The following is a 23,755-nucleotide window of genomic DNA, read 5'->3' as shown; positions in this document are numbered from 1 at the left end:
GGGGGTGGCCCTCACAGTTGCGGGACAGCGCCGGTTTCTCACCGGACTTCGCTGCCGGAGCGTCGCCGGCGCGGAGGCCGGCGGGACGGGACGGTACCAGCGCCGCCGCGCCGCGCCGGCCGCCGTCAGCCGAGGACGGAGCTGTAGACCGCCGCCGTCTGCTGCGCGATGGCGGCCCAGCCGAACTCCGACAGCACGCGCTCGCGGCCGGTGGCCCCCATCGCCGCGGCCCGCGCCGGATCGGCCAGCAGCTCGGCGGTGCGGTCGGCCAGGCCCGCCTCGAACGCGCCGGGGTCGGCCGGGTCGTAGGGCACCAGCAGCCCGGTGCGGCCGTCGTCGACGACCTCGGGGATGCCGCCCACCGCGCTGGCGACGACGGCGGTGCCGCAGGCGGACGCCTCCAGGTTGACGATGCCCAGCGGCTCGTACACCGACGGGCAGACGAACACGGTCGCCCCGGTGATCAGCGGCACCAGTTGTGCGCGGGGCAGCATCGTCTCGATCCAGACGACGCCGCTGCGGCGGGCCTGGAGCGCGGCCACGGCCTCGGCGACCTGCTGGCGCTCCGCCGGGGTGTCCGGGGCCCCGGCGCACAGCACCAGAGCCGCGTCGGCGGGCAGCCGGTCGGCGGCGGCCAGCAGGTGGAGCAGCCCCTTCTGCCGGGTGATCCGCCCGACGAACAGCGCGTAGGGCCGGTCGGGGTCCACGCCCAGCGAGCGGACGACGTCGGGCGCCGGCACCGGCCGGTAGGCCTCGGCGTCGACGCCGTTGTGGACGACGTGCACCCGCGCGGGGTCCAGCTCCGGATAGACGGCCAGGACGTCGTCGCGCATGCCGGCGCTCACCGCGACCACCGCGTCGGCGGAGGCGTAGGCGGTGCGCTCCACCCAGGACGAGAGCCGGTAGCCGCCGCCCAGCTGCTCGGCCTTCCACGGCCGGCGCGGCTCCAGGGAGTGCGCGGTGACCACGTGCGGGATCCCGTGGACCAGGGCGGCGAGCATCCCCGCGCCGTTGGCGTACCAGGTGTGGGAGTGCACCAGGTCGACCCCGTCCAGGGCGGCGGCGATCTCGACGTCGGTACCCAGGGCCTGGAGGGCGCCGTTGGCCCCGGCGAGCCCGGCCGGCACCGCGTGGGCCACGGCGTCGCCGCGGTCGGCCCCGAAGCAGTGGACGTCGAGATCGGGACCCGCGGGCAGCGAGCGCAGCGCCGCGACGAGGTGTTCGACGTGCACGCCGGCGCCGCCGTAGACGTCCGGGGGCCACTCGCGGGTGACGATGCCGATGCGCACGGACGAAGCTTAGGAGGACGGCGAGGTCGTGCCCCGCCCCGAGCCTGCGAGGGGTGGGCGGCGAGCAGGTTCTTCTTCACCCGCCGGAGCGGTACCGGTGGGCGGGAGCGGTTGACCGGCCTGCCCAGCGGATACGTTGCCCGCATGCGCGGCGGTCCTCGGGTTCTCGGCATCGTCCTGGCCGGTGGCGAGGGCAAGCGCCTGGCGCCCCTGACCCAGGACCGGGCGAAGCCCGCGGTGCCCTTCGGCGGCAACTACCGGCTCATCGACTTCGTGCTGTCCAACCTCGTGAACGGCGACATCCGGCAGATCGCCGTCCTCACGCAGTACAAGAGCCACAGCCTCGACCGGCACATCACCACGACCTGGCGGATGTCGCAGTTGCTGGGCAACTACGTGACCCCCGTCCCGGCCCAGCAGCGGCTGGGCCCGCGCTGGTACCTGGGCAGCGCCGACGCGATCCTGCAGAGCCTCAACCTGATCTACGACGCCCGGCCCGACGTCGTCGTCGTCTTCGGCGCCGACCACGTCTACCGCATGGACCCGGCGCAGATGATCGACCAGCACATGCAGACCGGCGCGGGCGTGACCATCGCCGGGCTGCGGGTGCCGCGCAGCGAGGCCGGCGGGTTCGGGGTCATCGACGCCGACGCCGAGGGCAAGGTGCGGCAGTTCCTGGAGAAGCCGGCGGACCCGCCCGGTCTGCCCGACTCGCCCGACGAGGTCTTCGCCTCGATGGGGAACTACGTGTTCAGCACCGACGCCCTGCTCGAGGCGCTGCGGGCCGACGCGGAGGACCCGCACTCGGTGCACGACATGGGCGGGTCGATCATGCCGATGCTGGCCGAGGCCGGCGACGCGTGGGTCTACGACTTCTCCACCAACGTCGTCCCGGGCGCGACCGAGCGCGACCACGGCTACTGGCGCGACGTGGGGACGATCGACAGCTACTTCGACGCCCACATGGACCTGGTGTCGGTGACGCCGATCTTCAACCTCTACAACGACCGCTGGCCGATCCTCACGCTCCCGCCGCAACTGCCGCCGGCCAAGTTCGTCCTCGGCGGCCGCGCGGAGGAGTCGATGGTCAGCGCGGGGGCGATCATCGGCGGCGGCTCGGTGCACCACTCCGTCGTCTCACCCGGCGTGCGGATCGACCGGGGGGCCCGGGTCGAGGAGAGCGTGCTGATGGACGGCGTGCAGATCGGCGAGGGCGCCTACGTCCGCCGCGCGATCCTGGACAAGAACGTGGTCGTGCCGCCGTGGGCCCGGATCGGCGTCGACCTCGACGCCGACCGCGAGCGCTACGACGTCAGCGCCGGCGGGGTGACCGTGCTCGGCAAGGGCGCGCGCGCCCTGCTGTGATGGGGGACCCCCTGCCCCCCACCACGCGCGAGCTCGCGGCGGGCCCTCGCAGGGGGCAGTGGGCGTCGGGATGAATGCCGCACCTCTGGTCGTCACGCTGCTGCTGGGCGAGGAGGCGCAGCGGCGGTTCGACCGGCTGCGGGCCGCGCACTTCCCGGCGGCGCGCAACCACCTCGCCGCGCACGTGACCCTGTTCCACGCGCTGCCCGGCGAGCGTCTGGCGGCCGTGGACGCCGACCTGGCCGCGGCCGCCGCCCGCCCGCCGTTCGACGTCGAGGTGACCGGCGTGCGGTTCCTCGGCCGCGGGGTCGCCTACGCTTTGGCCTCGGCCGAGCTGGACGACCTGCGCGCCGGGCTGGCCAACGCGTGGGCGGACGGGCTGACGCCGCAGGACCGTCAGTGGCACGCCCCGCACGTCACCGTGCAGAACAAGGTCGACCCCGGCATCGCCCGGGCGCTGCACGCCGAGCTCGCCGCGGCGTTCGTCCCGGGGACGGTGCCGGCGCGGGGGCTGGGCCTGTGGCGCTACCTCGGCGGGCCGTGGGAGCCGGTCGCCGAGCACCCCTTCGGCTGATCCTCAGCGGGCGGTGCTGGCCACCAGCAGGCCGGCGCCGACCGGCAGGACGGCGGAGGTGAGCCGCTCGTCCTCGCGCACCCGCCGGGCCACGTCGCGCCAGGCCACGGTCTCCGGGTCCCGGACGGAGCGGTCGGCGACCCGGCCGCCCTCGAGCAGGCCGTGGCAGATCAGCACCCCGCCCGGGCGGAGCAGCCCGACCAGTCCGGGCAGCTCGTCGGCGTAGTCGGTCGGCGAGGTCGCGCAGACCACGAGGTCGTAGGCGCCGGTCGACAGCCGGGGGAGCACCTCGCCCGGTGTGCCGAAGATCATCCGGGTGCGGCCCTGCGGGTGGCCCGCGTCAGCGAACGCCCGTCGCGCGGCCAGCTGCTGCTCGGCGTCGGAGTCCAGGCAGGTGAGGACGCCGTCGCCGCGCATGCCCTGCAGCAGCCACAGCCCGCCGACGCCGCCGCCGCTGCCGACCGACACGACGCCCCGCGCGCCCGCGCCGGCGGCCAGGACGGCGAGCGTCGCGCCGACGGCAGGAGTGACCGGGGGAGGCCCGTCGAGCTGCGCGGCCCGGGCGCGCGCGGCGGACAGCGCGGGCGTCTCGTCGGCGAAGCGGTCGGCGTAGGCCCTGCCGGCCTCGCCGCCGGAGGGGTCGCCGCCCTCGCCGCCGATCGGCGGCCCTCCCCGGGCGCTCATCACCGGCCGAGGGTAGTGGCGGCGGTCGTCGGCCGTACGGGCGGCGTGGCCTGTGAAGTCGCTGTGAACGGGAACGCCCGCCCGGTGCCGGGTCGTTGTGCGTTCCGTGCGCACCTCGCGAACGACCGATCAGCCCCCCGTCGGGGCTGGATCCACCGCTGCCGGGCAGGAGAACGGGGCCGCGGTCTGCGATCCTGGTGCCGTGTCCGAGTCCGCCCCGCCCGTTCCCGAGGAGCAGGCCGCCGAGCCGGCGGTCTGGGTGGCACCCACGTGGGAGCAGGTCGTCCGCGACCACTCCGCCCGCGTGTACCGGCTGGCCTACCGGCTGTCGGGCAACGCGCAGGACGCCGAGGACCTCACGCAGGAGACCTTCGTCCGGGTGTTCCGGTCCCTGGCCGACTTCTCGCCGGGCACCTTCGAGGGCTGGCTGCACCGCATCACGACCAACCTCTTCCTCGACATGGTCCGCCGCCGCCAGCGCATCCGCTTCGACGCGCTCCCCGACGACACCGAGCGGCTGCCCGGCACCGCCCCCGGTCCCGAGCAGGTCTACGCCGACACCCACCTCGACCCGCAGGTGCAGGCGGCGCTGGATGCGCTGGCACCGGAGTTCCGCGTCGCCGTGGTCCTGTGCGACATCGAGGGCCTCACCTACGAGGAGATCGCCGCCACCCTGGGCATCAAGCTCGGCACGGTGCGCAGCCGCATCCACCGCGGGCGGGTGCAGCTGCGACAGTCCCTGGCCCACCTCGCCCCGCGCCGCGGACCGGTTCCGGCCGAGGGTGGCGCGGCATGAGCGGCATGGGCCTTCCCGAGAGCCACCTGGCGCAGGAGGCCATCGCCGCGCTGGTCGACGGCGAACTCGCCAGTGGACCCGCCGCCCGCGCCGCCCGGCACCTCACCGGCTGCGTCTCCTGCCGGATGGCCGTGCAGGCCCAGCGCGAGGCCAAGGAGGCGCTGCACGGGGCGACCGACGTCGCGGTGCCCGGCGACCTGCTCAGCCGGCTGCGGGCGATCCCCTTCACCACCGACGTCCCCGGGGCCGGCGGGCCGGGCGCGCTCAGCATCGGCCCGGGGCAGCTCACCCTCCGCGACGACTCCGGCTCCTGGTCGGTCCCGCTCGACCCGTACCCCGCCCCAGCCGTGCGCCCCGGGCAGGCCCGCTGGCTGCGTCGCAGCATGGCCGGCGCGCTGGCCGGCCTGGGCATCGGCGTCACCGCGCTCGCCCTGAGCCTGCCCGCCCCCGCCGAACGGGTCGATCCGCCGGGATCCCCGGTCGCCGGCTCGCACGCCGGTGAGCGCAGCGAGGTCGTGCCGCCGGTCGTGCGCACGCTGACCGACGGGTCCCAGACCGCCCTGGCCCGCGCCGGAGCGGCCGGCGGAGCGCCCTGATCCCCGCGGCGCCCGCGCACTGAGACACTGGTGACGACCGACGGTCCCTGACCGCCCCGCTCCTGACCGCCCCGCGCCCCGGGGGAGGACCCGCTGCCCGAGACCCCGCCGTCCCCCGAGGGCGACGACCGCCGGCCCGTCGACGGCTCCCCCGACGAGGCCTTCACCCGGCCGGAAGGCCGCGCGGGCGGGTTCGACCCGCCCCCGGTGCGGCCGCGTTCCACCGGGCCGGCCCGGCCCGAGGCGAGCCCGGCGCTGAGCCAGGCGTTCGGCAGGCCGGCAGCGGTCAGCGGCACCTTCGCCGGCGGCGGCCCCACCCTGCCACCGCGCCCGGCCGCACCCCCGCCGCCGGAGGCGCTGCTCCGGGCCTTCGCACCCGCGGGCACCGACCGGCGCGGGCTCCAGGAGCCCCCCGGCGGGCGGCTCGGCCGGCGGCGCACCTCGGCCGGCCCGTGGTGGAAGTCCGACGCGCGGACCGACCCGTGGCGGGACCCGCACGCGCCCGCGGCGCTGACCGGTCCGGCCGTCTACCCCGACGAGGCCGAGCAGGAAGGCCCGGTCGTCGTCGACGGCAAGGGCCGCAAGAAGCTGCGGTTCCGCGACCTGTCGATCCGCATCTCCGCGCTGGTGCTGCTGGCCGTGCTGGTCATCGGGGCGCTGGGGGGCGCGCTGGGCTACTGGCTGACGCGGACGGCCGCCGAGTCCCCGCTGCTCGACGCCGACACGCAGTTGTCGGAGGTGAACGAGGGCGTCGTCCGCGAGCCGGGGTCGGTCGCCGAGATCGCCGCGGCGGTCACCCCCGCCGTCGTCTCCATCGAGGTGCGCCTGGGCGACGCCGGGGCCACCGGTTCCGGCGTGGTCGTCGACGGCGACCTCGGCTACATCATGACCAACAACCACGTGATCTCCGGCGCCGACGGCAACGACGACGCCGAGATCCGCGCCGTCTTCTCCGACGGCAGCGGGTCGGAGGCGCGGATCGTCGGGCGCGACCCGGCCAGCGACATCGCCGTCATCAAGGTCGAGAAGCCCGGCCTGCTCGAGGCCTCGCTCGGCAGCGTCGACGACCTCGTCGTCGGCGACCCGGTGATCGCCATCGGCTCGCCCCTGGGCCTGGCCGGCACGGTCACGACCGGCATCGTCAGCGCGCTGGACCGGCCCGTGCGGCTGTCCGGCGAGGGCAGCGACACCAACGCCGTCATCAGCGCGGTGCAGACCGACGCGCCGATCAACCCCGGCAATTCCGGCGGTGCCCTGGTCGACGCGACCGGCGCGGTCATCGGCATCAACACCGCCATCGCCTCGCTCGGCGGCGGCAGCGTCGGGCTGGGCTTCGCGATCCCGATCGACCGGGCTCGCTTCATCGCCGAGCAGCTGATCGCCAACGGGGAGGCCGTGCACGCCACCCTCGGCGTCAACGCCCGGTCCGTCACCGACGGCACGCGCGACGGCGCCCTCGTGGTCAACGTCGAGCCCGAGGGGCCGGCGGCCGAGGCGGGCCTGCGCGAGCAGGACGTGATCATCGCCGTCGACGACATGCGCGTCGGCAGCTCGGAGGAGCTCGCGGTGGCCGTCGATGTCCACGCGCCGGGGGACACGGTGACCATCGAGTACGTGCGCGGCGGCGAGGAGTCCACGACGGTCCAGGCGACGCTCGGGGAGGCCTGAGCCGTGTTCGACTCGATCGGCTGGGGAGAGATCGTCGTCCTCGCGCTGGCCGCGCTGTTCATCTTCGGGCCGGAGCGGCTGCCGGACCTGGCCAAGGAGGCCGCGTCGGGGCTGAAGCGGCTGCGCACCGCGATCACCGGCGTCCGGGCGCAGGTCGACGAGTCGCTGGGCGACGACCTCGCCGGCCTGCGCGACCTCGACCTGCGCAAGTACCACCCGAAGACGTTCCTCCGCGACCAGTTGCTCGCCGACGACGACGGCCCGCCGGTCGCCCGGGGCACGGCGCGGGGCAACGGCTCGGGCGGGCTGGCCGCCGAGACCGCCGGGGCGGGCGCGGTGACCTTCCGGAAGGACGCCGTCCGCCCCCGCGACGCGGGCACCCCGCCGCCGTTCGACCTCGACGCGACCTGACCTGACGCCGGCGCCGCGCTGGCACGGTTCCGGCGAGGCCTTGTGGGTGTTCCTCGTGCGTTGCGGGTCCTGCAGCGTCGGCAACGCACGAGGAACACCCGCAGTGCGCGAGAGGCCGCGGTCCCGGGCGGGACCGCGACCTCTCGATGCGTCAGCTCAGTGCTTGACCGGGGTCAGGCCCAGGGACATGCCGGACAGGCCGCGCTGGCGGACGGCGAGCGCGTCGGCGATCTTCTCCAGGGCCTGCGCCGCGGGGGACTCGGGCTCGGCGAGCACGATCGGCGCGCCGTTGTCGCCGGCCTCGCGCAGCCGGGTGTCCAGCGGGATCTGGCCCAGCAGCGGCACGCGGGCGCCGAGCGTGCGGGTCAGCGCGTCGGAGACGGCCTCGCCGCCGCCGGCGCCGAAGACCTCCATGCGGGAGCCGTCGGGCAGCTCCAGCCACGACATGTTCTCCACGACGCCCACCACCTGCTGGTGGGTCTGCGTCGCGATGGCGCCGGCCCGCTCGGCCACCTCGGCGGCGGCCAGCTGCGGCGTCGTCACCACGAGGATCTCGGCGTTGGGCACCAGCTGTGCCACCGAGATCGCGACGTCGCCGGTGCCCGGCGGCAGGTCCATGAGCAGGACGTCGAGGTCGCCCCACCACACGTCGGCGAGGAACTGCTGCAGCGCCCGGTGCAGCATCGGCCCGCGCCACACGACCGGGGTGTTGCCCGGGGTGAACATGCCGATGGAGATGACCTTCACGCCGTAGGACTGCGGCGGCATGATCATGTTGTCGACCTGGGTGGGCTTGTCGTCGACGCCCAGCATGCGCGGCACGGAGTGGCCGTAGATGTCGGCGTCCACGACGCCCACCGACAGGCCCCGCTTGGCCAGTGCCGCGGCCAGGTTGACGGTGACGCTGGACTTGCCGACGCCGCCCTTGCCCGACGCGACCGCGTAGACGCGGGTCAGCGAGCCCGGCTGGGCGAACGGGATGACCGGGTCGGCGGTGTCGCTGCCGCGCACTGTCTTGCGCAGCTCGGCGCGCTGCTCGTCGTTCATGACGTCGAGCTCGACCCGGACCGAGGTCACGCCGGCGACGGCGCCCACGGCCTGGGTCACCCGGCTGGTGATGGTCTCCCGCATCGGGCAGCCGGCGACGGTCAGGTAGACGTCGACGCGGACGGAGCCGTCGGCGCCGATCTGGACGTCCTTGACCATGCCGAGCTCGGTGAGGGGCCGGTTGATCTCCGGGTCCTGGACGGTGGCCAGGGCGGCGTTGATTGCATCGAGCGCCGGCTGGCCGGTCAGGGTGTCGGACATCGGGATGTGTGTCTCCTTCGACGGGGCACCCGTTCCGGCCTCCGGCCTCGGCGCGACCTGCGCACACGGGTCTGCGGCCACTGTACGGCGGTGCGCGGCACGAGCCGTCCGCCGTCGGGGTGATCTGCTGCGCACCGCGTGCGAGGCTCCCCGCATGAGCGATCCCAGCCGGTCCGCAGCCGCCGAGGTCCCCGCCGACGCCGAACGGATCGAGGTCAGCCGCGTCGTCCCCGCCTCCCCGGCCGAGGTGTTCGCCGTCCTCCGGGACCCGCAGGGACACGTCGACATCGACGCCTCCGGGATGCTCATGGATGCCGAGGGCGAGCCGGTGACCGCTGTCGGCGACCGCTTCGTGGTGCACATGGACCGCGAGGCGCTCGGTGACATGCCGCTGGGCCGGTACGACATCGAGGTCGCCATCACCGTCTACGAGCCGGACCGCGCGATCGCCTGGGCGATCGAGGGGGCGCTCATCGACCCCCCGCTGGGCCACGTGTACGGCTACCGGCTCGAGCCGGCCGAGGGCGGCACCCGGGTGACGTCCTACTGCGACTGGTCGAACCTGCGCGAGGACCTGCGGCCGTTCGTGGCGATGCCGATCGTGCCGGAGAGCGCGCTGAAGGCCACCCTCGGCATCCTCGACCGCACCGTCCGGCGGCGGCGGTCCCGCGCCGCCTAGCCTCGGCAGGCGTGTCCGACGCCGCCCGCACCGCCGTCCTGCGCGACGCCATCGGGCTGGGCGTCGCCGTCGGGCTGTACGGCGTGGCGTTCGGTGCGGCGGCCGCCGCCGCGGGGCTGGACGTCTGGCAGGCGACGGCCCTGTCGATGCTGATGTTCACCGGGGCCTCGCAGTTCGCGCTGGTCGGCGTCCTGGGCGCGGGCGGCAGTGCGCTGGCCGCCGCGGGCAGCGCCCTGCTGCTGGGCACCCGGAACACCGTGTACGGCGTGCGGCTCGTGCCGCTGCTGCGTCCCCGGGGCGTGCTGTCCCGGGCGGCCAGCGCGCACTGGGTCATCGACGAGACGACGGCGATGGCCGTGGCCGCGCCCGAGCGCAGGCTCGCCCGCGTCGGCTTCCTCGCCACCGGCGCGAGCGTCTACCTGCTGTGGAACGCGACCACGGTCGTCGGGGCCCTGGGCTCGGCGGCGCTGGGGGAGACCGCGCAGGCGGCGCTGGACGCCGTCGTCCCGGCCGCCTTCCTCGCGCTCCTGTGGCCGCGGTTGCTGCGCGGGTTCCCGGAAGCGGCGGTGCAGCGCCGGGTGGCGTTCGGCGGGGCGGTCGTCGCCCTCCTCCTGACGCCGGTCGTGGCGCCCGGGGTGCAGGTGATCGCGGCGGTGGTCGCCGTGGCGCTGGCCGGCCCGCCCCGCCGGCGGGAGGGCGCCGCGTGAGCGATGGCACGCTCTGGACGCTGGTGCTCGGCGCCTCCCTCGGCTGCTACCTGCTGAAGCTGGCCGGGCTCTCGGTACCGGCCCGCTGGGTGGAGCAGCCGTGGGTGGCCCGGGTCGTCGACTTCGTGCCGGCGGCGCTGCTGGCCGCCCTGGTCGCCGTGCAGGCGGGCACCGCGGACGGCGAGCTGGTGGTCGACGGCCGGCTCGCCGGGCTGGCCGTCGCCGCCCTGGCCCTCGCGCTGCGGGCGCCCTTCATCGTCGTCCTCGTGCTGGCCGGGGGAACGGGCGCGCTGGTGCACGTCCTGGCGTGAGCTCAGGCGAGGACGTCCTCCTCGGCGCGCGCCGCCGCCGTCACCTGCCCGGGTTCCACCCCGAGCCGGCGCAGCGCGCGGACCGCGGTGCCGCGCTCCAGCTCGCCGACCGCCGCGAGCACGTGGACACCGCGCAGCCCCGCCGGTGACGCGCGCTTGGAGAGCTCCACGGCCCGCTGGAATACCTGCTGCGCCTGCGGGCTGGTCCGCATCGGCCCCGCGGCGGGGGTGGCGAGGGCGGGTGCGGGAGCCGTGCCCGCCTCCAGGCCGAGGTCGGTCAGGGCCTCCGCGTGGGTCGCGGCCACGGCGGAGCGCAGGGCGGCGGCATCGGTGCCCAGCCGCGCGAGGGCGCGCGCGGCCGAGCCGTCGGGCAGCGCGGCGGCCGACAGCAGCAGGTGCTCGGGGCCGGGTACCGCCTCCCCGGCGCTGCGCGCCTCGGCCTCCGCGCCGGTCAGCAGGCGCTTGATCGTGCGGATGTCCCGGATCGCGCGGACCAGACCCATCGTCGTCTCCTCCATCACCGTCCGCGCCGTGCGCGGACCTCGGCAGCCAGCTTCTTGTGTGCGGCCTGTGCGCTGATCCCGAGCGCCTCTCCGACCTGGGCCCACGTCCAGCCCCGGTCGACGGCCTCGGTCACCGCCTCGACCTCCAGCCGCGTCGCCAGCCGGCGGAGCGCCACGACGGCGGCGAGTGCCGCCTCGGGGTCGTCCGCGTCGGGCACGGGCGGGAGGTCGACCACGTCCATCAACCTACGTTGATGACCGGATTCCGTCAACAACGGTTGATGGGACGCTAGAAGAGCCGGGCCTCGCGCTGCTCGAGGTCGAGCAGGAACCGCTTGCGGGGCAGGCCGCCGCCGAAGCCGACCAGGGCGCCGTCCGCCCCGACCACCCGGTGGCAGGGGACGACGACCGCCAGCGGGTTGCGCCCGCACGCCAGCCCGACCGCCTGGGCCCCGCCCGGCTCGCCGACCGCGCGCGCCACCTGCCCGTACGAGCGGGTCTCGCCGTAGGGGATCGCGCTCAGCTGCGCCCACACCGCCCGCTCGAAGGCACTGCCGACCGGCCGCAGCGGCACGTCGAACGCCTCGCGCTCGCCGCGGAAGTACTCGCCGAGCTGGGCGGACACGGGCGCCAGCGCGGCGTCGTCCCGCGGCCCCAGGGCGGCCTCGGGACCGGGCGGGTCGAGGTACAGCCGGACGAGGACGCCGTCGTCGGCGACGACGGTCAGCGGACCGACCGGCGAGGGCAGCACGGAGTGCGCGCGCATGCCCGGCAGTGTGCCGCCGGGTACCGACAGGTCCGCCGGGCAGTCAGCGCCCGGCCTCCCGCTCGCGCTCGCGCTCCCGTTCCCGCTCCTTGTCCCGCTCCTTCTTCTTGCGGGCCTTCTTCTCCCGCTCCTCGCTCTCGTCCTCGAGGATCCGGCCGAGCTCGCCGCGGATGAAGTCGCGGGTGGCCAGCTCGCCGACCGCCACCCGCAGCGCCGCCAGCTCACGGGCCAGGTACTCGGTGTCGGCGCGCGTGCTCGCCGCCCGGGCGCGGTCCTCCTCGGCCTGCACCCGGTCGCGGTCGGCCTGGCGGTTCTGCGCGAGCAGGATCAGCGGCGCCGCGTACGCCGCCTGCGTGGAGAACGCCAGGTTGAGCAGGATGAACGGGTAGGGGTCCCAGCGCAGCCGGACGGCGGCGACGTTGAGCACGATCCAGATGATCACGATCAGCGTCTGGACGGCGAGGAAGCGCCCCGTGCCGAGGAACCGGGCGATGCCCTCGGCGAAGCGGCCGACCGCGTCGGGGTCCAGCCGCAGGAAGTTGCCGAGGCCGCGGGCCTGGCCCCGCGGGACGTCGAGCCGCCGGCCGGGGTCAGCCACGCCGCGCCCGCTCGCGCCAGTTCTCCGGCAGCAGGTGGTCCAGGACGTCGTCCACGCTGACCGCGCCGACCAGCCGGCCCTGCTCGTCGACGACCGGCGCGGCGACCAGGTTGTAGGTGGCGAAGTACTGCGTGACCAGCGCCAGCGGGGTGTCCGGGCGCAGCGGCTCCAGGTCGTCCAGGACCCCGCTGACCAGGCTCGACGGGGGCTCGCGCAGCAGGCGCTGGATGTGGGCCAGCCCCAGGTAGCGGCCGGTGGGGGTGGCCGACGGCGGCCGGCAGACGTAGACCTGGCTGGCCAGCGCGGGGGTGAGCTCCGGCGCCCGCACCCGGGCCAGCGCCTCGGCGATGGTCGCGTCGGGGGTGAGGATGACCGGCTCGCTGGTCATCATCCCGCCGGCCGTGTCCTCGGAGTACTGCAGCAGCTGGCGGACCGGTGCGGCCTCGTCGGGCTCCATGAGCTCCAGCAGCCGGTTGCGGTCGACGTTGGACAGCTCGGCCAGCAGGTCCGCGGCGTCGTCGGGGTCCATCTCCTCGAGGACGTCGGCCGCGCGGGCGTCGGCGAGGGTGCCGAGGATGACGACCTGCTCGGCCTCGGGCAGCTCGCCGAGGACGTCGGCCAGCCGCTCGTCGTCCAGGGCCTCGGCGACCTCGTGCCGGCGCTTGATCGGCAGGTCCTGCAGGGCGTGCGCGAGGTCGGCGGCGTTGAGCTCGCGGTAGGTCGCGATGAGCGTCTCGGTGCCCTGGGTGGTCTCCGACAGCGCAAGCCCGGAGACCTCGTCCCAGGCCAGCTGGTGCAGCTGGCCCCGGCGGCCGATCCGGCCCGGCTCCTGCACGGCGAGCCGGGTGATCTGCCACTCGCCGGTGCGCTGCTGCTCCATCCCGGCGTCGACGACGGTCGCGGGCCGGCCGTTCTCGATGATCGTCACGGAGCGGTCGAGCAGCTCGCCCAGCACCAGGGTCTCGCCTCGGCGCTGTTCGAAGCGCTTGAGGTTGATCGTGCCCGAGCTCAGCACCACCGCACCCGGGTCGACCGCCGTGACCCGGCCCATCGGCACGAAGATCCGCCGCCGCGCGACGACCTCGACGACGAGGCCCAGCACCCGGGGGCTGGCCGTGCCGACGCGCAGCGCGATGACGACGTCGCGGATCTTGCCGACGCGGTCGCCGTTGGGGTCGAAGACCGCCAGCCCGGCGAGTCGCGAGACGTACGCCCGCGTCACCGTCGTCATGGGCGCTGAGGCTACCGTCGGCGGACGTGGACGCCCCGCCAGCGCTGGCCTTCGAGATCGTCGACGTCTTCGCCCCGCGGCCGTTCGCGGGCAACCAGCTCGCCGTCGTCCTCGACGCCGACGGGCTGACCACGGCGCAGTGCCAGGCGCTGGCCGCCGAGTTCGGCTTCTCCGAGACGTCGTTCCTCTCGGCGCCGGACCGGGGCGGTGACTACGCGGTGCGGATCTTCACCCCGCGCACCGAGCTGCCCTTCGCCGGCCACCCCAGCGTCGGCGCCGCCCACACGTTGGTCCGCACCGGCCGGCTGCCGGCCGGCACGCTGCGCCAGGAGTGCGGGGCCGGCGTGCTCGACGTGGTCGTGGACCGCGACGGGGCCCGACTCAGCGGCGGCCGGCCGACCCTCGAGCTGGGACCCGACCCGGCCGGCCACCCCGCGGACGTCGCCGGCTGCGGGCTGTCGTTCGCCTACCTGCACGTGCACCCCGACGCCGTCGACCGGGCGGTCCCCGACCCCCGGGCGCTGGAGCGGCTCGGCGGGCACGGCGTCTCGGTCTTCTCCTGGGACCACACCACCGCCACGGCCCGGGCGCGCGTCTTCGCGCAGGGGCTCGGCTGGGGCGAGGACCCGGCGACCGGGTCGGCGGCCCTGGGCGCGGGGGTGTGGCTGGTGGCCACCTGCCTGCTCCCGGGGGAGGGCGACAGCGACTACGTCGTCCACCAGGGCGAGCTGCTGGGCCGCCCGTCGGTGCTGACCTGCACGGCGACCGCCACCGCCGGCGTGGCCGTCGCCGTGACGGTGGCCGGCGCGGTCGTGCCGATCGCCTCGGGCCGGATCCGCGTGCCATGAGCCAGGCGACCGCCGCGTCCTGGGCGGTGCGGCGGCCCGGCACCCGCGAGGTGGGGCTGCTCGCGCTGGCGGTGGTCGGGATCAGCCTCTCGGCGCCGCTGACCACGCTGCTGACCGCGCCGATGCTGGCGCTGGCGTTCTGGCGCAACGCGGCCGGCGCGGCGGTGCTGCTGCCGGTGCTCGGGCTGCGCGAGCGCGCGACCCTGCGGGGGCTGCGGCCGCGCGACCTGGGCAGCTCCGTCGTCGCGGGGTTGTTCCTCGCCGCGCACTTCGCCGCCTGGCTGCCCAGCTTGTCGATGACGTCGGTCGCGGCCTCCACGGCGCTGGTGACCACCACCCCGATCTGGACCGCGCTCGCCGCGCACCTGGCCGGCGTCCGGTTGCCGGGCGCCGTCTGGGGCGGGCTGGTGCTGGCCGTCGTCGGGGTCGCGCTCGTGGCCGGCGTCGACGTCACCGTGAGCGCGCGGGCGCTGGCCGGAGACGCGCTGGCCCTGCTCGGCGCGATCTGTGCCGGCGGCTACGTGCTGGCCGGCGCGCGGGCCCGGGAGCGGCTGTCGACCTCGGCCTACGCCGTCGTCTGCTACGGGGTGTGCGCGGTCGCCGTCGCGGTCGCCGCCCTGGTCACCGGTACCCCGATCGGGGGGTTCTCCGCCCGGGACTGGTGGCTGATCGCGGCCATCACGGTCTGCGCGCAACTGTTCGGCCACACGCTGCTCAACCTCGTGCTCGCCTCGGTCGGGCCCACGATGGTCAGCCTGGTCGTGCTGCTGGAGGTGCCGGGCGCGCTGCTGTTCGCGCTGGTCCTGCTCGGGCAGCTGCCGCCGCTGCTGGCGCTGCCGGGGGTCGTCCTCGTCGTGGCGGGGGTGGCGCTGGTCGTGCGCGGCAGCCGGCCGGCCACCCTGGTGGAGCCCGCCACCTAGGCCCGCCCTGGGACGGCGGGGCGTTCCCGCCGTCGCTACTCTCCGGTAACAAACCCATCCACCGACTCTCGCGGAGGCACCGTGGCCGAGCTCCGATCCCGCCGTTCCAACCTGGCCGTCCCGGGCAGCAACCCGCGGTTCCTGGAGAAGGCGAAGGGGCTGAACGCCGACCAGGTCTTCCTCGACCTCGAGGACGCCTGCGCGCCGCTGGCCAAGCCCGGTGCCCGCAAGAACATCGTCGCGGCGCTCAACGAGGGCGGGTGGGGCGACAAGATCCGCACGGTCCGGGTGAACGACTGGACGACGGAGTGGACGTTCCAGGACGTGCTGGAGGTCGTCGGCGGCGCGGGCGCGAACCTCGACTGCATCATGCTGCCGAAGGTCGCCGACGCCGCCCAGGTCAAGGCGCTGGACCTGCTGCTGACCCAGATCGAGAAGGCCAACGGCCTGGAGGTCGGCCGGATCGGCATCGAGGCGCAGATCGAGACCGCGCAGGGCCTGATCAACGTCAACGACATCGCGTTCGCCAGCGACCGCATCGAGACGATCATCTTCGGCCCGGCCGACTTCATGGCCAGCATCAACATGAAGTCGCTGGTCGTCGGCGCCCTGCACCCGGACTACCCGGGCGACCCGTTCCACTACATCCTCATGCAGATCCTCATGGCCGCCCGCGCCCGCGGCGTGCAGGCCATCGACGGCCCCTTCCTGCAGGTGCGCGACGTGCCCGCGTTCGAGGAGGTGGCCAAGCGCTCCGCCGTCCTCGGCTTCGACGGCAAGTGGGTGCTGCACCCCGGCCAGGTCGACGCGGCCAACGAGATCTACTCGCCGTCGCAGGAGGACTACGACCACGCCGAGCTCATCCTCGACGCCTACGACTGGGCGACGTCGGAGGCCGGCGGCAAGAAGGGCTCGGCGATGCTCGGCGACGAGATGATCGACGAGGCCAGCCGCAAGATGGCCCTGGTCATCGCGGGCAAGGGCCGCGCGGCGGGCATGTCCCGGACCTCCACCTTCACCCCGCCCGAGGAGTGACCGTCGTGCCGGCGGCGTCCGTCAGGGGCTGACGGACGCCGCCAGCACGACGAACAGCAGCAGGCCGAGCACACCGAAGGCGACCGAGATGCCGCCGACGATCACGCCGGCCAGCGCCAGGCCGTCGCCCTCCTCGCCCGTCTCGCGGATCTGCCGGCGCGCGATCAGCCCGAGCACGAGGCTCGCCGGCGTGAACACGAAGATGAACACCAGCGCGAGGATCGCCATGGTGTTGGTCGGCCGCCGGTAGCCGAACGGCACGGGGCCGCCCGGGAGTGGCCCGTAGCCCGGCGGCCCGTAGCCCGGTGGCCCGTACCCCGGCTGAGGGCCGTAGCCGGGCTGCGGGCCGTAGCCCGGCTGCGGGACGTATCCCGGCGCCGGCGGGTCGCCGCGGTAGAAGTCGCCGTCGCTGCTCATGAGGTCCTCCCGGTCACTGGCCGACCGCGGCCGCGGGCAGCGCCCGAAGCCGTCCGGCGATGCCCTGGGCGGCGGCCGCGCCCGCCGCAGGATCCTCCGCGATGAGCACCGACACCACCGCGCCACGCCCCTGGGCGATCACGTCCTGGGTGGTGCCGTCGGCGAGGCGGTACCGCGCGACGACGACGTCCTCGGCCAGCGACTCCACCAGGGGCGGCTCGACGAACGTGCGGTCGCCGGCCGGGCAGGCGGAGAGCGCGTCGCGCAGCTCGGTGAGCGCGAGGGCGCCCGCCGCGGCCGAGTCGTAGCCGATCGCCTCGGAGACGACGGACGGCGCCCCCTGCGGGTCCAGGCCCACGACCGGGAACTTGACGACCCGCCGCTCCTCCGAGGCGAAGGCGACCCCGCAGATCCCCGCCAGGCTCGGGTTGCCGGCCAGGTCGCTCCCGTCGGGCACCGGGTTGGCCTGCACCGACCAGCCGGCCGGCAGATCGGTGGCGCGCAGGGCGACGGCGAGCGCGGCCTCCCCGGTGTGGGCGACGGTGGCGGGGTCGAGCGCCGCCGCGACGGACTCGGCCGCCTGCGCGGGGGCCGGCTCGCCGGTGGGGACGCCGTCCTGGCCGCCGGCGTCGTCCTCCCCGCCGCAGCCGGCGAGGAGGAGGGCGGTGGCGGCCACGGCGGTCAGGAACCGGCGGCGGGCGTTCATCGGCGCCGACGCTAGCCTCGCGGGGAACCAGGTGACAGGAGCCACGGAGAACCATGGCCCGCCGTCCCGCATACTCGCGGGTAACAAAGGACACCGGAGTCCCGGAGGAGCGCACACCAGATGGCCCGTCTCGCCCAGACCGCCGACCTGACCGACGTGCAGCAGGAGATCCTGTCGACGGTCCGGAGCTTCGTCGACAAGGAGATCATCCCCGTCGCGCAGGAGCTCGAGCACGCCGACACCTACCCGCAGGAGATCGTCGACGGGCTCAAGGAGCTGGGGATCTTCGGGCTGATGATCCCCGAGGAGTACGGCGGCCTCGGCGAGAGCCTGCTGACCTACGTCCTCACGGTCGAGGAGATCGCCCGGGGCTGGATGAGCGTCTCCGGCGTGATCAACACCCACTTCATCGTCGCCTACCTGCTCCGCCAGCACGGCACCGCGGAGCAGAAGGAGCGGTTGCTGCCGCTCATGGCCACCGGCGAGGTGACCGGCGCCTTCTCGATGTCCGAGCCGGGCCTGGGCTCCGACGTGGCGGCGATCCGGACCAAGGCCGTGCGCGACGGGAACGACTACGTCATCGACGGCCAGAAGATGTGGCTGACCAACGGGGGCTCCTCCAGCCTGGTCGCCACGCTGGTGCGCACCGACGAGGGCGCCGAGAAGGCGCACCAGAACCTCACGACCTTCCTCGTCGAGAAGCCCCGCGGCTTCGGCGAGGTCGCCCCGGGGCTGACCATCCCCGGCAAGATCGAGAAGATGGGCTACAAGGGCGTCGACACCACCGAGCTGGTGTTCGACGGCTACCGGATCGGCGCCGACGCGATCCTCGGCGGCGTGCCGGGCAAGGGCTTCGCCCAGATGATGGACGGCGTCGAGGTCGGCCGCGTCAACGTGGCCGCCCGCGGTTGCGGCATCGCGATCCGCGCGTTCGAACTCGGCATCCGGTACGCCCAGCAGCGGGAGACCTTCGGCAAGCCGATCGCCCAGCACCAGGCGATCGCGTTCAAGCTCGCGGAGATGGCCACCAAGGTCGAGGCCGCGCACCAGATGATGGTGCGCGCCGCGCGGCTCAAGGACGCCGGCCAGCGCAACGACGTCGAGGCCGGCATGGCCAAGATGCTGGCCAGCGAGTACGCCGCCGAGGTCACCCAGGAGTCCTTCCGCATCCACGGCGGGTACGGCTACTCCAAGGAGTACGAGATCGAGCGGCTCATGCGCGAGGCCCCGTTCCTGCTCATCGGCGAGGGCACCAGCGAGATCCAGAAGACGATCATCAGCCGCAGCCTGCTGCGGGAGTACCAGCTCAAGCGCTGAACCGGCACGCCCGGAGGTGGAGCCGCCCCACCGCCCGTGGAGCCAGGGCCTGGCGCGGCTCGACGGGCGGCGGCGAGGGCGAACCTCCGGCGGCGCGGGCGCGGGGGTCAGCCGCGGCGGGCCAGCACCGGCAGGTAGACGGCCAGCCCCATGAGCAGCATCGCCAGCGGGACGTGCACGACCAGGTTGCCCCGGGCGTCCTCGGCGAAGTAGCCGAGGAAGTACTCGACGACCAGCGCGAGGAACAGCACCGCGGTCGCGATCACGACCGCCCGCCGGTGCCGCACGAGGACGACGGCGGCGACGGTCGCCAGCAGCGCGAGCACGACCGTGACCTCGCCCCCGTGCTGGTGCACCGACACCCAGGTGCTGCCGTCGTCGGTGCCCATGAACAGGCCGGCCCACAGCCCCTGGAGCAGCACGCCGAGCGAGGTCAGGCCCACCAGCGCGCTGAACGCGGGGTGCGGGCGGGTGGCGGCGGTGGCGGGCTGCGGGGTGGTCATGGCTCCTCGTTCGGTGCGGCGGCGGACGCGGTCAGTCTGGCCCAGCGGAGGCGGCGCCCGCGTGCGAGGGTCGCGGGCGTGAACGGAGCGCAGGCACTGATCCGGACCCTCGTGGGAGCGGGGGTGGACGTCTGCTTCGCCAACCCCGGCACGTCGGAGATGCACTTCGTCGCCGCGCTGGACGACGTGCCCGAGATGCGCGGCGTCCTCACGCTGTTCGAGGGGGTGGCGACCGGCGCGGCCGACGGGTACGCGCGCATCGCCGGCCGGCCCGCGGCCACCCTGCTGCACCTGGGGCCGGGGCTGGGCAACGGGCTGGCCAACCTGCACAACGCCCGCCGCGGCGGCGCGCCGCTGGTCAACGTGGTGGGCGACCACGCCCGGTCGCACAAGCGGCTGGACGCGCCGCTGGAGTCCGACGTCGACGCGATCGCCGGCAGCGTTTCGGGCTGGGTGCGCCGGTCGCTGTCGCCGGCCGACGTCGCCGCGGACGCCGTCGACGCGGTGGCCGCCGCGGCCCGCGGGCAGGTGGCCACGCTGCTGCTGCCGGCCGACGTCTCGTGGTCCGAGGGTGCCGAGCCCGCCGCCCCGCCCGCCGCCCGGTACGCGCCGGTGCCGACGGGCTACCGGCTGACGCAGGTCGCCGCCGTCCTGCGCTCCGGCGCGCCGGTGGTGCTGTTCGTCGGAGGGGACGTCGTCGCGTCCGAGGCCGGGCTGCGGGCGGCCGGGCAGGTCGCCGCGGGCACCGGCGCGCGGCTGATGAGCGAGACGTTCCCCGCGCGCACCGTGCGCGGCGCGGGACTGCCGGACCTGCCCCGACTGCCCTATCCGCCGGAGATGGCGATGGCCTCGCTCGCCGGCACCGTCCACCTCGTCGTGGCCGGTGCCCTGCCCCCGGTGCACTTCTTCGGCTACCCGGACACCCCCGGCACCCCGGTGCCCGTGGACTGCACGGTGCACGTGCTCTCCGAGCCCGGGGAGGACGGCGTCGCGGCGCTGCGCGAGCTGGCAGATCTGGTGGCCAGGGAGGTGCAACCCGAGCTGCTGGAGGCCTCCCGGCCGGAGCTGCCGAGCGGGCCGCTGACCCCGCGGTCGATGGCGGCGGTGGTCGGGGCGCTGCTGCCGGAGCGGGCGATCGTCGTCGACGAGGCCCTGACCTCCGGCGTCGGCCTGGCCGAGCTGACGTCCGGCGCGCCGCGGCACGACTGGCTGTCGCTCACCGGCGGCGCGATCGGCGACGGGCTGCCCCTGGCGGTGGGCGCGGCCGTGGCCGCCCCGGACCGGCCGGTGCTGGTGATCCAGGCCGACGGCAGCGCGATGTACACGATCTCGGCGCTGTGGACGATGGCCCGCGAGCAGCTCGACGTCACCGTCGTCGTCTGCGACAACGGCTCCTACGCGATCCTGCAGGGGGAGCTGGGCCGGGTCGGTGCCTCCGGCGGCGGCGAGCGGGCCGGGCGGCTGCTGGACCTCGGCGGTCCCGGGCTGGACTTCGTCGCCCTCGCCGGCGGCATGGGCGTGCCGGCGACGCGGGCCGCGACGGCCGAGGAGCTCGCCGACCAGCTGCGCGCCGCCCTCGCGGCGCCCGGACCGCACCTGATCGACGCCGTCCTGCGCTGAACCCCGGCCTCTTCGGGAAACGCCTCCGCCGGCCTCCTCACCCCTCCGGGGGAGCCCCGGCCGCCCCGGGTGCAGACCCGGTGTACCGCCGCCGATGCCTTCCCCGACGGGATGGACCACCGGGTGGAGGGGACAGGCGTGGCATCAGCTCGACGCGCGGCACCGGCTCTCGCCGGTCTGGCGGTCACGGTGCTGCTCGTGCTCTACGTCGCGCGCCACGGCAGCGTCCTCGGGTCGACGATCTCGCACGGCGTGGAACTGGCCGCCGCGTCCCTGGCGTGGTGGGGGAGCCGCCGGCAGCCCGCCCACCGGCGGACCGCGGCGATGCTGCTGGCCCTCGGGTTGACCCTGTTCCTCCTCGCCGACCTCTCCTGGTGGGCGCAGGCCCAGCTGGACCTCGGCGCCGAGGTCGCTCCTTCGGACGCCCTGTACCTCAGCAGCTACGCCGCGCTGGCGAGCGGGTTGTGGCGGCTCGCGGGGTCTCGGGAACGCCGGACCGAGGACCTGCTGGCCGGGTTCATCGACGCGGTCGTCGTGTTCCTCGCGGCGCTGACCGTCGTGTGGCATCTGTCGCTGGCCTCGCTCGCCTCCGACGCCCACCTGCCGACGGGGACGCGCATCGTCTGGTCGCTGTATCCCGCCCTGGACGCCCTGCTGATCGGGCTGGCCCTACGGCTGTTCGTGCGGCGGGATGCCTCTCCGCTGGTCGTCGCCGCCGGAGCCGGCATCTGGCTGGTCTGCGACATCGGGTACCTGCTGGGTGCGAACGCCACGGTGATGAGCCTGTCCCTGGACAGCGGGTGGATGGCCGGGGCCGTCCTGATCGCCCTGGCTACCGTGTCGCGGCCGTCGGAGCGACCCATCGACCCCCGGCGCGACCGCGAGGACTCGGCGCGCGGTGTGCTCGGCCGCCTGGCGATCTGCCTCTGCGCCCTCCTCGTGCCCACGGGCATGGAGGCGGTCAACGACATGGGTGGCGTCGAGGAGGAGCCCGGGCTGCTCCTGGTCGTCAGCGTGCTCCTCGTGGGGCTCCTGTTCGCCCGGACGATGCTGCTGGTGCGCGCCGAGGCTGCCGCCCGCGCCCGGCTGGTCTCGCAGCAGCGCTACAGCGCCGCGCTGGCGGCCCACAGCTCCGACGCCGTGGTGGTGCTCGGCCGCAACGGGCAGCTGCTCAGCGACCCCGCGACCCTGCCGGCGGAGTACCAGCGCGGTCGCGGGATCGAGTCGGCCGACCTGGTGCGGGAACTCGGGGCCGACCCGGGCGAGGCGCTGGCCATGTTCCTGCGGGCGATCGAGGCCGCCGGCGAGATGGTGGACGCCGAGCTCGAGTGCGCGCGGCAGGGAGAGGCGTACTGGTACGGCGTCCGGCTGGCCGACCTCACCGATGACCCGGACGTGCGGGGCGTCGTCATCCACATCACGGACATCACTGCCCGCAAGCGCGCCGAGGAGGCGCTGGCCCACCAGGCCTTCCACGACGCGCTGACCGGGCTGGCCAACCGCGCGCTGTTCGCCGACCGGGTGGACCAGGCGCTGCGGCGCGGCGCGCGCAGCGGCGGCCGTCCGGCGGTGGTCTTCATCGATCTCGACGGGTTCAAGGGCGTCAACGACACCCTCGGCCATGCGGCCGGAGACGCGCTGCTGCGCGGGGTGGCCGCCCGGCTGCGTGGGGTGGTCCGCATCGAGGACACCGTCGCCCGGCTCGGCGGCGACGAGTTCGCCCTCCTGGTCGAGCAGTCCGGCGCCGACGAGGCGGTCGCGACGGCGCAGCGGGTGCTGGACGCGCTCGCCGAGCCGTTCCCGCTGGACGGGCAGAGCGTCACCGTGTCGGGCAGCGTCGGCATCGCCGTGGGCGACGCGGCCTCGACCAGCGACTCCCTCGTCGGTGACGCCGACATCGCGATGTACGCGGCGAAGCTGTCCGGACGCGGCCGGTCCGTCGTCTTCGACCCCGCCATGCGCGCGTCGGCCGTCGCGGCGCGCGAGCTGGAGCAGGAACTGCAGGGCGCGCTGGCACGGGGAGAGCTGCGGCTGGCCTACCAGCCCGTCGTGGACCTCGCCGACGACAGGGTGACCGGCTTCGAGGCGCTGCTGCGCTGGGACTCGCGCCGGCTCGGCCCGGTGTGCCCCTCGCGGTTCGTGCCGGTGGCCGAGGCGTCGGGGCTGATCGAGGCCATCGGTGCCTGGGTGCTGCACGAGGCGTGCACCGCCGCGGCGGCCTGGCGCGCCGAGCACGGCCGGGACCTGACGATGGCGGTCAACGTCTCCGCCGTCCAGCTGACCTCGCCGCACCTGATCGGACACATCACCGACGCGCTGGCCGCCAGCGGCCTGCCGGCCTCGGCGCTGGTCCTCGAGGTGACCGAGACGGCGCTGGTGAGCGACCCCGAGCGGGCCAGCGAGTGCCTGGCGGCCCTGCGCGCGCTGGGCCTGCGGCTGGCGCTGGACGACTTCGGCACCGGGTACTCGTCGCTGGCGCACCTGCGGCAGTTCACCGTCGACGTCCTCAAGATCGACCGCTCCTTCGTGGCGACCATCGGTGACGACGGCGTGATGCCGCCGATCGTGCGCGGGATGATCGACCTCGGCCGCACGCTGGGTCTGGAGATCGTCGCGGAGGGCGTGGAGACCGAGACGCAGCGGCGGCTCCTGGTCGAGGGCTCCTGCGACTCGGCCCAGGGCTACCTGTTCGCCCGGCCGCTGGAGCCGGCCGACGCCTCGCTGCTGCTGCTCGCCACCAGCGTCCGCGCCGGCGCCTGAGCCCCCCGCGGGCATTTCCCGCGCGGCTGGGCAAGGGCGCCACGGCGATCGTGTCGTAACCGTGACGACGTGTTGACCAGCACATTCGCGTTAACTGCCCGTTCACAGCAAACGTCCAGCACCGGAACACGGGGTTCCTACCT

The 23,755-nt window shown here is 75.1% G+C and carries 26 protein-coding genes; 15 read left to right on the top strand and 11 right to left on the bottom strand.

The annotated features are described in order from the left end of the window. Positions 1 to 125: 125 nt before the first annotated feature. A complete protein-coding gene (glgA, locus tag BMY88_RS07815) occupies positions 126 to 1,289 on the bottom strand; it encodes a glycogen synthase (protein WP_091941891.1) in 1,164 nt (387 codons plus the stop codon). Between the two features lie 144 nt (positions 1,290 to 1,433). On the opposite strand from glgA, the gene glgC reads away from it, so the two are divergent. Next, positions 1,434 to 2,654 (top strand): glucose-1-phosphate adenylyltransferase, encoded by a 1,221-nt coding sequence (gene glgC / locus BMY88_RS07810; RefSeq protein ID WP_091941889.1) that lies wholly within the window; start codon positions 1,434 to 1,436, stop codon positions 2,652 to 2,654. A 70-nt stretch (positions 2,655 to 2,724) separates the two neighbouring features. Next, positions 2,725 to 3,228, top strand: a complete 504-nt coding sequence (locus BMY88_RS07805; RefSeq protein WP_091942349.1) for a 2'-5' RNA ligase family protein — start codon at positions 2,725 to 2,727, stop codon at positions 3,226 to 3,228. A gap of 3 nt (positions 3,229 to 3,231) precedes the next feature. Here the strand turns inward: BMY88_RS07805 and BMY88_RS07800 are convergent, their stop codons facing one another. Continuing rightward, a complete protein-coding gene (locus BMY88_RS07800) occupies positions 3,232 to 3,912 on the bottom strand; it encodes an O-methyltransferase (protein ID WP_091941887.1) in 681 nt (226 codons plus the stop codon). A 202-nt stretch (positions 3,913 to 4,114) separates the two neighbouring features. Between BMY88_RS07800 and sigE the strand changes: the two genes are divergently transcribed. From sigE to BMY88_RS07780, 4 genes are all read left to right on the top strand, one after another. Continuing rightward, a complete protein-coding gene (gene sigE / locus BMY88_RS07795; protein WP_091941885.1) occupies positions 4,115 to 4,708 on the top strand; it encodes an RNA polymerase sigma factor SigE in 594 nt (197 codons plus the stop codon). Continuing rightward, positions 4,705 to 5,304 (top strand): anti-sigma factor family protein, encoded by a 600-nt coding sequence (locus tag BMY88_RS07790; protein ID WP_244524527.1) that lies wholly within the window; start codon positions 4,705 to 4,707, stop codon positions 5,302 to 5,304. Before sigE ends, BMY88_RS07790 begins: the two co-directional genes overlap by 4 nt. Before the next feature lie 207 nt (positions 5,305 to 5,511). Then, positions 5,512 to 6,972: a S1C family serine protease gene (locus BMY88_RS07785; RefSeq protein ID WP_244524526.1), complete on the top strand. Its 1,461-nt coding sequence runs from the start codon at positions 5,512 to 5,514 to the stop codon at positions 6,970 to 6,972. A gap of 3 nt (positions 6,973 to 6,975) precedes the next feature. Then, on the top strand, positions 6,976 to 7,383 hold the full coding sequence (locus tag BMY88_RS07780; RefSeq protein WP_091941881.1) for a twin-arginine translocase TatA/TatE family subunit: 408 nt from the start codon (positions 6,976 to 6,978) through the stop codon (positions 7,381 to 7,383). A gap of 156 nt (positions 7,384 to 7,539) precedes the next feature. Here the strand turns inward: BMY88_RS07780 and BMY88_RS07775 are convergent, their stop codons facing one another. Then, positions 7,540 to 8,691 (bottom strand): Mrp/NBP35 family ATP-binding protein, encoded by a 1,152-nt coding sequence (locus BMY88_RS07775; RefSeq protein ID WP_091941879.1) that lies wholly within the window; start codon positions 8,689 to 8,691, stop codon positions 7,540 to 7,542. Between the two features lie 154 nt (positions 8,692 to 8,845). On the opposite strand from BMY88_RS07775, the gene BMY88_RS07770 reads away from it, so the two are divergent. Genes BMY88_RS07770 through BMY88_RS07760 form a run of 3 tightly spaced genes read left to right on the top strand, consistent with a single transcriptional unit; the run spans position 8,846 to position 10,388 of the window. Then, positions 8,846 to 9,370, top strand: a complete 525-nt coding sequence (locus BMY88_RS07770; protein ID WP_091941877.1) for an SRPBCC family protein — start codon at positions 8,846 to 8,848, stop codon at positions 9,368 to 9,370. An 11-nt stretch (positions 9,371 to 9,381) separates the two neighbouring features. After that, positions 9,382 to 10,077 carry an AzlC family ABC transporter permease gene (locus BMY88_RS07765; RefSeq protein WP_091941875.1) on the top strand — a complete coding sequence of 232 codons (696 nt, stop codon included), beginning with the start codon at positions 9,382 to 9,384 and terminating at the stop codon, positions 10,075 to 10,077. Beyond that, on the top strand, positions 10,074 to 10,388 hold the full coding sequence (locus tag BMY88_RS07760) for an AzlD domain-containing protein (protein WP_091941873.1): 315 nt from the start codon (positions 10,074 to 10,076) through the stop codon (positions 10,386 to 10,388). Before BMY88_RS07765 ends, BMY88_RS07760 begins: the two co-directional genes overlap by 4 nt. Positions 10,389 to 10,390: 2 nt before the next feature. On the opposite strand, the gene BMY88_RS07755 is transcribed toward BMY88_RS07760, so the two are convergent. The 5 genes from BMY88_RS07755 to BMY88_RS07735 are packed head-to-tail and all read right to left on the bottom strand — an operon-like array spanning position 10,391 to position 13,486. Continuing rightward, the gene (locus BMY88_RS07755; protein ID WP_091942347.1) at positions 10,391 to 10,891 is read right to left on the bottom strand and encodes a Clp protease N-terminal domain-containing protein; all 501 of its coding nucleotides are present in this window, start codon (positions 10,889 to 10,891) and stop codon (positions 10,391 to 10,393) included. A 14-nt stretch (positions 10,892 to 10,905) separates the two neighbouring features. Then, positions 10,906 to 11,133, bottom strand: coding sequence for a hypothetical protein (locus BMY88_RS07750; RefSeq protein ID WP_091941871.1), 228 nt, complete (start codon positions 11,131 to 11,133; stop codon positions 10,906 to 10,908). A gap of 47 nt (positions 11,134 to 11,180) precedes the next feature. Then, positions 11,181 to 11,657 (bottom strand): methylated-DNA--[protein]-cysteine S-methyltransferase, encoded by a 477-nt coding sequence (locus BMY88_RS07745; protein ID WP_091941869.1) that lies wholly within the window; start codon positions 11,655 to 11,657, stop codon positions 11,181 to 11,183. Positions 11,658 to 11,700: 43 nt separating this feature from the next. Then, positions 11,701 to 12,255 (bottom strand): DUF1003 domain-containing protein, encoded by a 555-nt coding sequence (locus BMY88_RS07740; RefSeq protein WP_091941867.1) that lies wholly within the window; start codon positions 12,253 to 12,255, stop codon positions 11,701 to 11,703. Then, the gene (locus tag BMY88_RS07735; protein WP_091941865.1) at positions 12,248 to 13,486 is read right to left on the bottom strand and encodes a magnesium transporter MgtE N-terminal domain-containing protein; all 1,239 of its coding nucleotides are present in this window, start codon (positions 13,484 to 13,486) and stop codon (positions 12,248 to 12,250) included. Before BMY88_RS07735 ends, BMY88_RS07740 begins: the two co-directional genes overlap by 8 nt. 26 nt (positions 13,487 to 13,512) lie before the next feature. Here BMY88_RS07735 and BMY88_RS07730 point away from each other — a divergent pair, with 26 nt between their 5' ends. From BMY88_RS07730 to BMY88_RS07720, 3 genes are all read left to right on the top strand, one after another. Next, positions 13,513 to 14,334 carry a PhzF family phenazine biosynthesis protein gene (locus BMY88_RS07730; RefSeq protein ID WP_091941863.1) on the top strand — a complete coding sequence of 274 codons (822 nt, stop codon included), beginning with the start codon at positions 13,513 to 13,515 and terminating at the stop codon, positions 14,332 to 14,334. Continuing rightward, positions 14,331 to 15,254 (top strand): DMT family transporter, encoded by a 924-nt coding sequence (locus BMY88_RS07725; protein ID WP_091941861.1) that lies wholly within the window; start codon positions 14,331 to 14,333, stop codon positions 15,252 to 15,254. Before BMY88_RS07730 ends, BMY88_RS07725 begins: the two co-directional genes overlap by 4 nt. Before the next feature lie 81 nt (positions 15,255 to 15,335). Beyond that, positions 15,336 to 16,289: an HpcH/HpaI aldolase/citrate lyase family protein gene (locus BMY88_RS07720; RefSeq protein WP_091941859.1), complete on the top strand. Its 954-nt coding sequence runs from the start codon at positions 15,336 to 15,338 to the stop codon at positions 16,287 to 16,289. Positions 16,290 to 16,310: 21 nt separating this feature from the next. On the opposite strand, the gene BMY88_RS07715 is transcribed toward BMY88_RS07720, so the two are convergent. Further along, a complete protein-coding gene (locus tag BMY88_RS07715) occupies positions 16,311 to 16,706 on the bottom strand; it encodes a DUF4190 domain-containing protein (protein ID WP_091941858.1) in 396 nt (131 codons plus the stop codon). 13 nt (positions 16,707 to 16,719) lie between these two features. Next, on the bottom strand, positions 16,720 to 17,412 hold the full coding sequence (locus tag BMY88_RS07710; RefSeq protein WP_091941856.1) for a hypothetical protein: 693 nt from the start codon (positions 17,410 to 17,412) through the stop codon (positions 16,720 to 16,722). A gap of 120 nt (positions 17,413 to 17,532) precedes the next feature. Here BMY88_RS07710 and BMY88_RS07705 point away from each other — a divergent pair, with 120 nt between their 5' ends. Beyond that, on the top strand, positions 17,533 to 18,729 hold the full coding sequence (locus BMY88_RS07705; RefSeq protein WP_091941854.1) for an acyl-CoA dehydrogenase family protein: 1,197 nt from the start codon (positions 17,533 to 17,535) through the stop codon (positions 18,727 to 18,729). 107 nt (positions 18,730 to 18,836) lie between these two features. On the opposite strand, the gene BMY88_RS07700 is transcribed toward BMY88_RS07705, so the two are convergent. After that, positions 18,837 to 19,232, bottom strand: coding sequence for a hypothetical protein (locus BMY88_RS07700; RefSeq protein ID WP_091941852.1), 396 nt, complete (start codon positions 19,230 to 19,232; stop codon positions 18,837 to 18,839). A gap of 78 nt (positions 19,233 to 19,310) precedes the next feature. Here BMY88_RS07700 and BMY88_RS07695 point away from each other — a divergent pair, with 78 nt between their 5' ends. Both BMY88_RS07695 and BMY88_RS07690 read left to right on the top strand, forming a co-directional pair. Further along, entirely contained in the window at positions 19,311 to 20,852 is a 1,542-nt protein-coding gene (locus tag BMY88_RS07695; RefSeq protein ID WP_091941850.1) for an acetolactate synthase large subunit, read from the top strand. A gap of 138 nt (positions 20,853 to 20,990) precedes the next feature. Beyond that, on the top strand, positions 20,991 to 23,612 hold the full coding sequence (locus tag BMY88_RS07690) for a putative bifunctional diguanylate cyclase/phosphodiesterase (protein WP_139220430.1): 2,622 nt from the start codon (positions 20,991 to 20,993) through the stop codon (positions 23,610 to 23,612). The last annotated feature ends 143 nt before the right edge of the window (positions 23,613 to 23,755 follow it).

Origin of the sequence: Trujillonella endophytica, assembly GCF_900110555.1 — a bacterium.
GTDB lineage: Bacteria > Actinomycetota > Actinomycetes > Mycobacteriales > Geodermatophilaceae > Trujillonella > Trujillonella endophytica.
This window is presented reverse-complemented; position numbering and strand designations above follow the sequence as displayed.

Bases quoted from the DNA above. Each gene is read 5' to 3' on its own strand.
- glgC (WP_091941889.1), top strand. From the start codon at position 1,434: ATGCGCGGCGGTCCTCGGGTTCTCGGCATCGTCCTGGCCGGTGGCGAG.
- BMY88_RS07805 (WP_091942349.1), top strand. From the start codon at position 2,725: ATGAATGCCGCACCTCTGGTCGTCACGCTGCTGCTGGGCGAGGAGGCG.
- BMY88_RS07800 (WP_091941887.1), bottom strand. From the start codon at position 3,912: ATGAGCGCCCGGGGAGGGCCGCCGATCGGCGGCGAGGGCGGCGACCCC.
- BMY88_RS07790 (WP_244524527.1), top strand. From the start codon at position 4,705: ATGAGCGGCATGGGCCTTCCCGAGAGCCACCTGGCGCAGGAGGCCATC.
- BMY88_RS07775 (WP_091941879.1), bottom strand. From the start codon at position 8,691: ATGTCCGACACCCTGACCGGCCAGCCGGCGCTCGATGCAATCAACGCC.
- BMY88_RS07770 (WP_091941877.1), top strand. From the start codon at position 8,846: ATGAGCGATCCCAGCCGGTCCGCAGCCGCCGAGGTCCCCGCCGACGCC.
- BMY88_RS07755 (WP_091942347.1), bottom strand. From the start codon at position 10,891: ATGGGTCTGGTCCGCGCGATCCGGGACATCCGCACGATCAAGCGCCTG.
- BMY88_RS07750 (WP_091941871.1), bottom strand. From the start codon at position 11,133: ATGGACGTGGTCGACCTCCCGCCCGTGCCCGACGCGGACGACCCCGAG.
- BMY88_RS07745 (WP_091941869.1), bottom strand. From the start codon at position 11,657: ATGCGCGCGCACTCCGTGCTGCCCTCGCCGGTCGGTCCGCTGACCGTC.
- BMY88_RS07735 (WP_091941865.1), bottom strand. From the start codon at position 13,486: ATGACGACGGTGACGCGGGCGTACGTCTCGCGACTCGCCGGGCTGGCG.
- BMY88_RS07725 (WP_091941861.1), top strand. From the start codon at position 14,331: ATGAGCCAGGCGACCGCCGCGTCCTGGGCGGTGCGGCGGCCCGGCACC.
- BMY88_RS07715 (WP_091941858.1), bottom strand. From the start codon at position 16,706: ATGAGCAGCGACGGCGACTTCTACCGCGGCGACCCGCCGGCGCCGGGA.
- BMY88_RS07710 (WP_091941856.1), bottom strand. From the start codon at position 17,412: ATGAACGCCCGCCGCCGGTTCCTGACCGCCGTGGCCGCCACCGCCCTC.
- BMY88_RS07705 (WP_091941854.1), top strand. From the start codon at position 17,533: ATGGCCCGTCTCGCCCAGACCGCCGACCTGACCGACGTGCAGCAGGAG.
- BMY88_RS07700 (WP_091941852.1), bottom strand. From the start codon at position 19,232: ATGACCACCCCGCAGCCCGCCACCGCCGCCACCCGCCCGCACCCCGCG.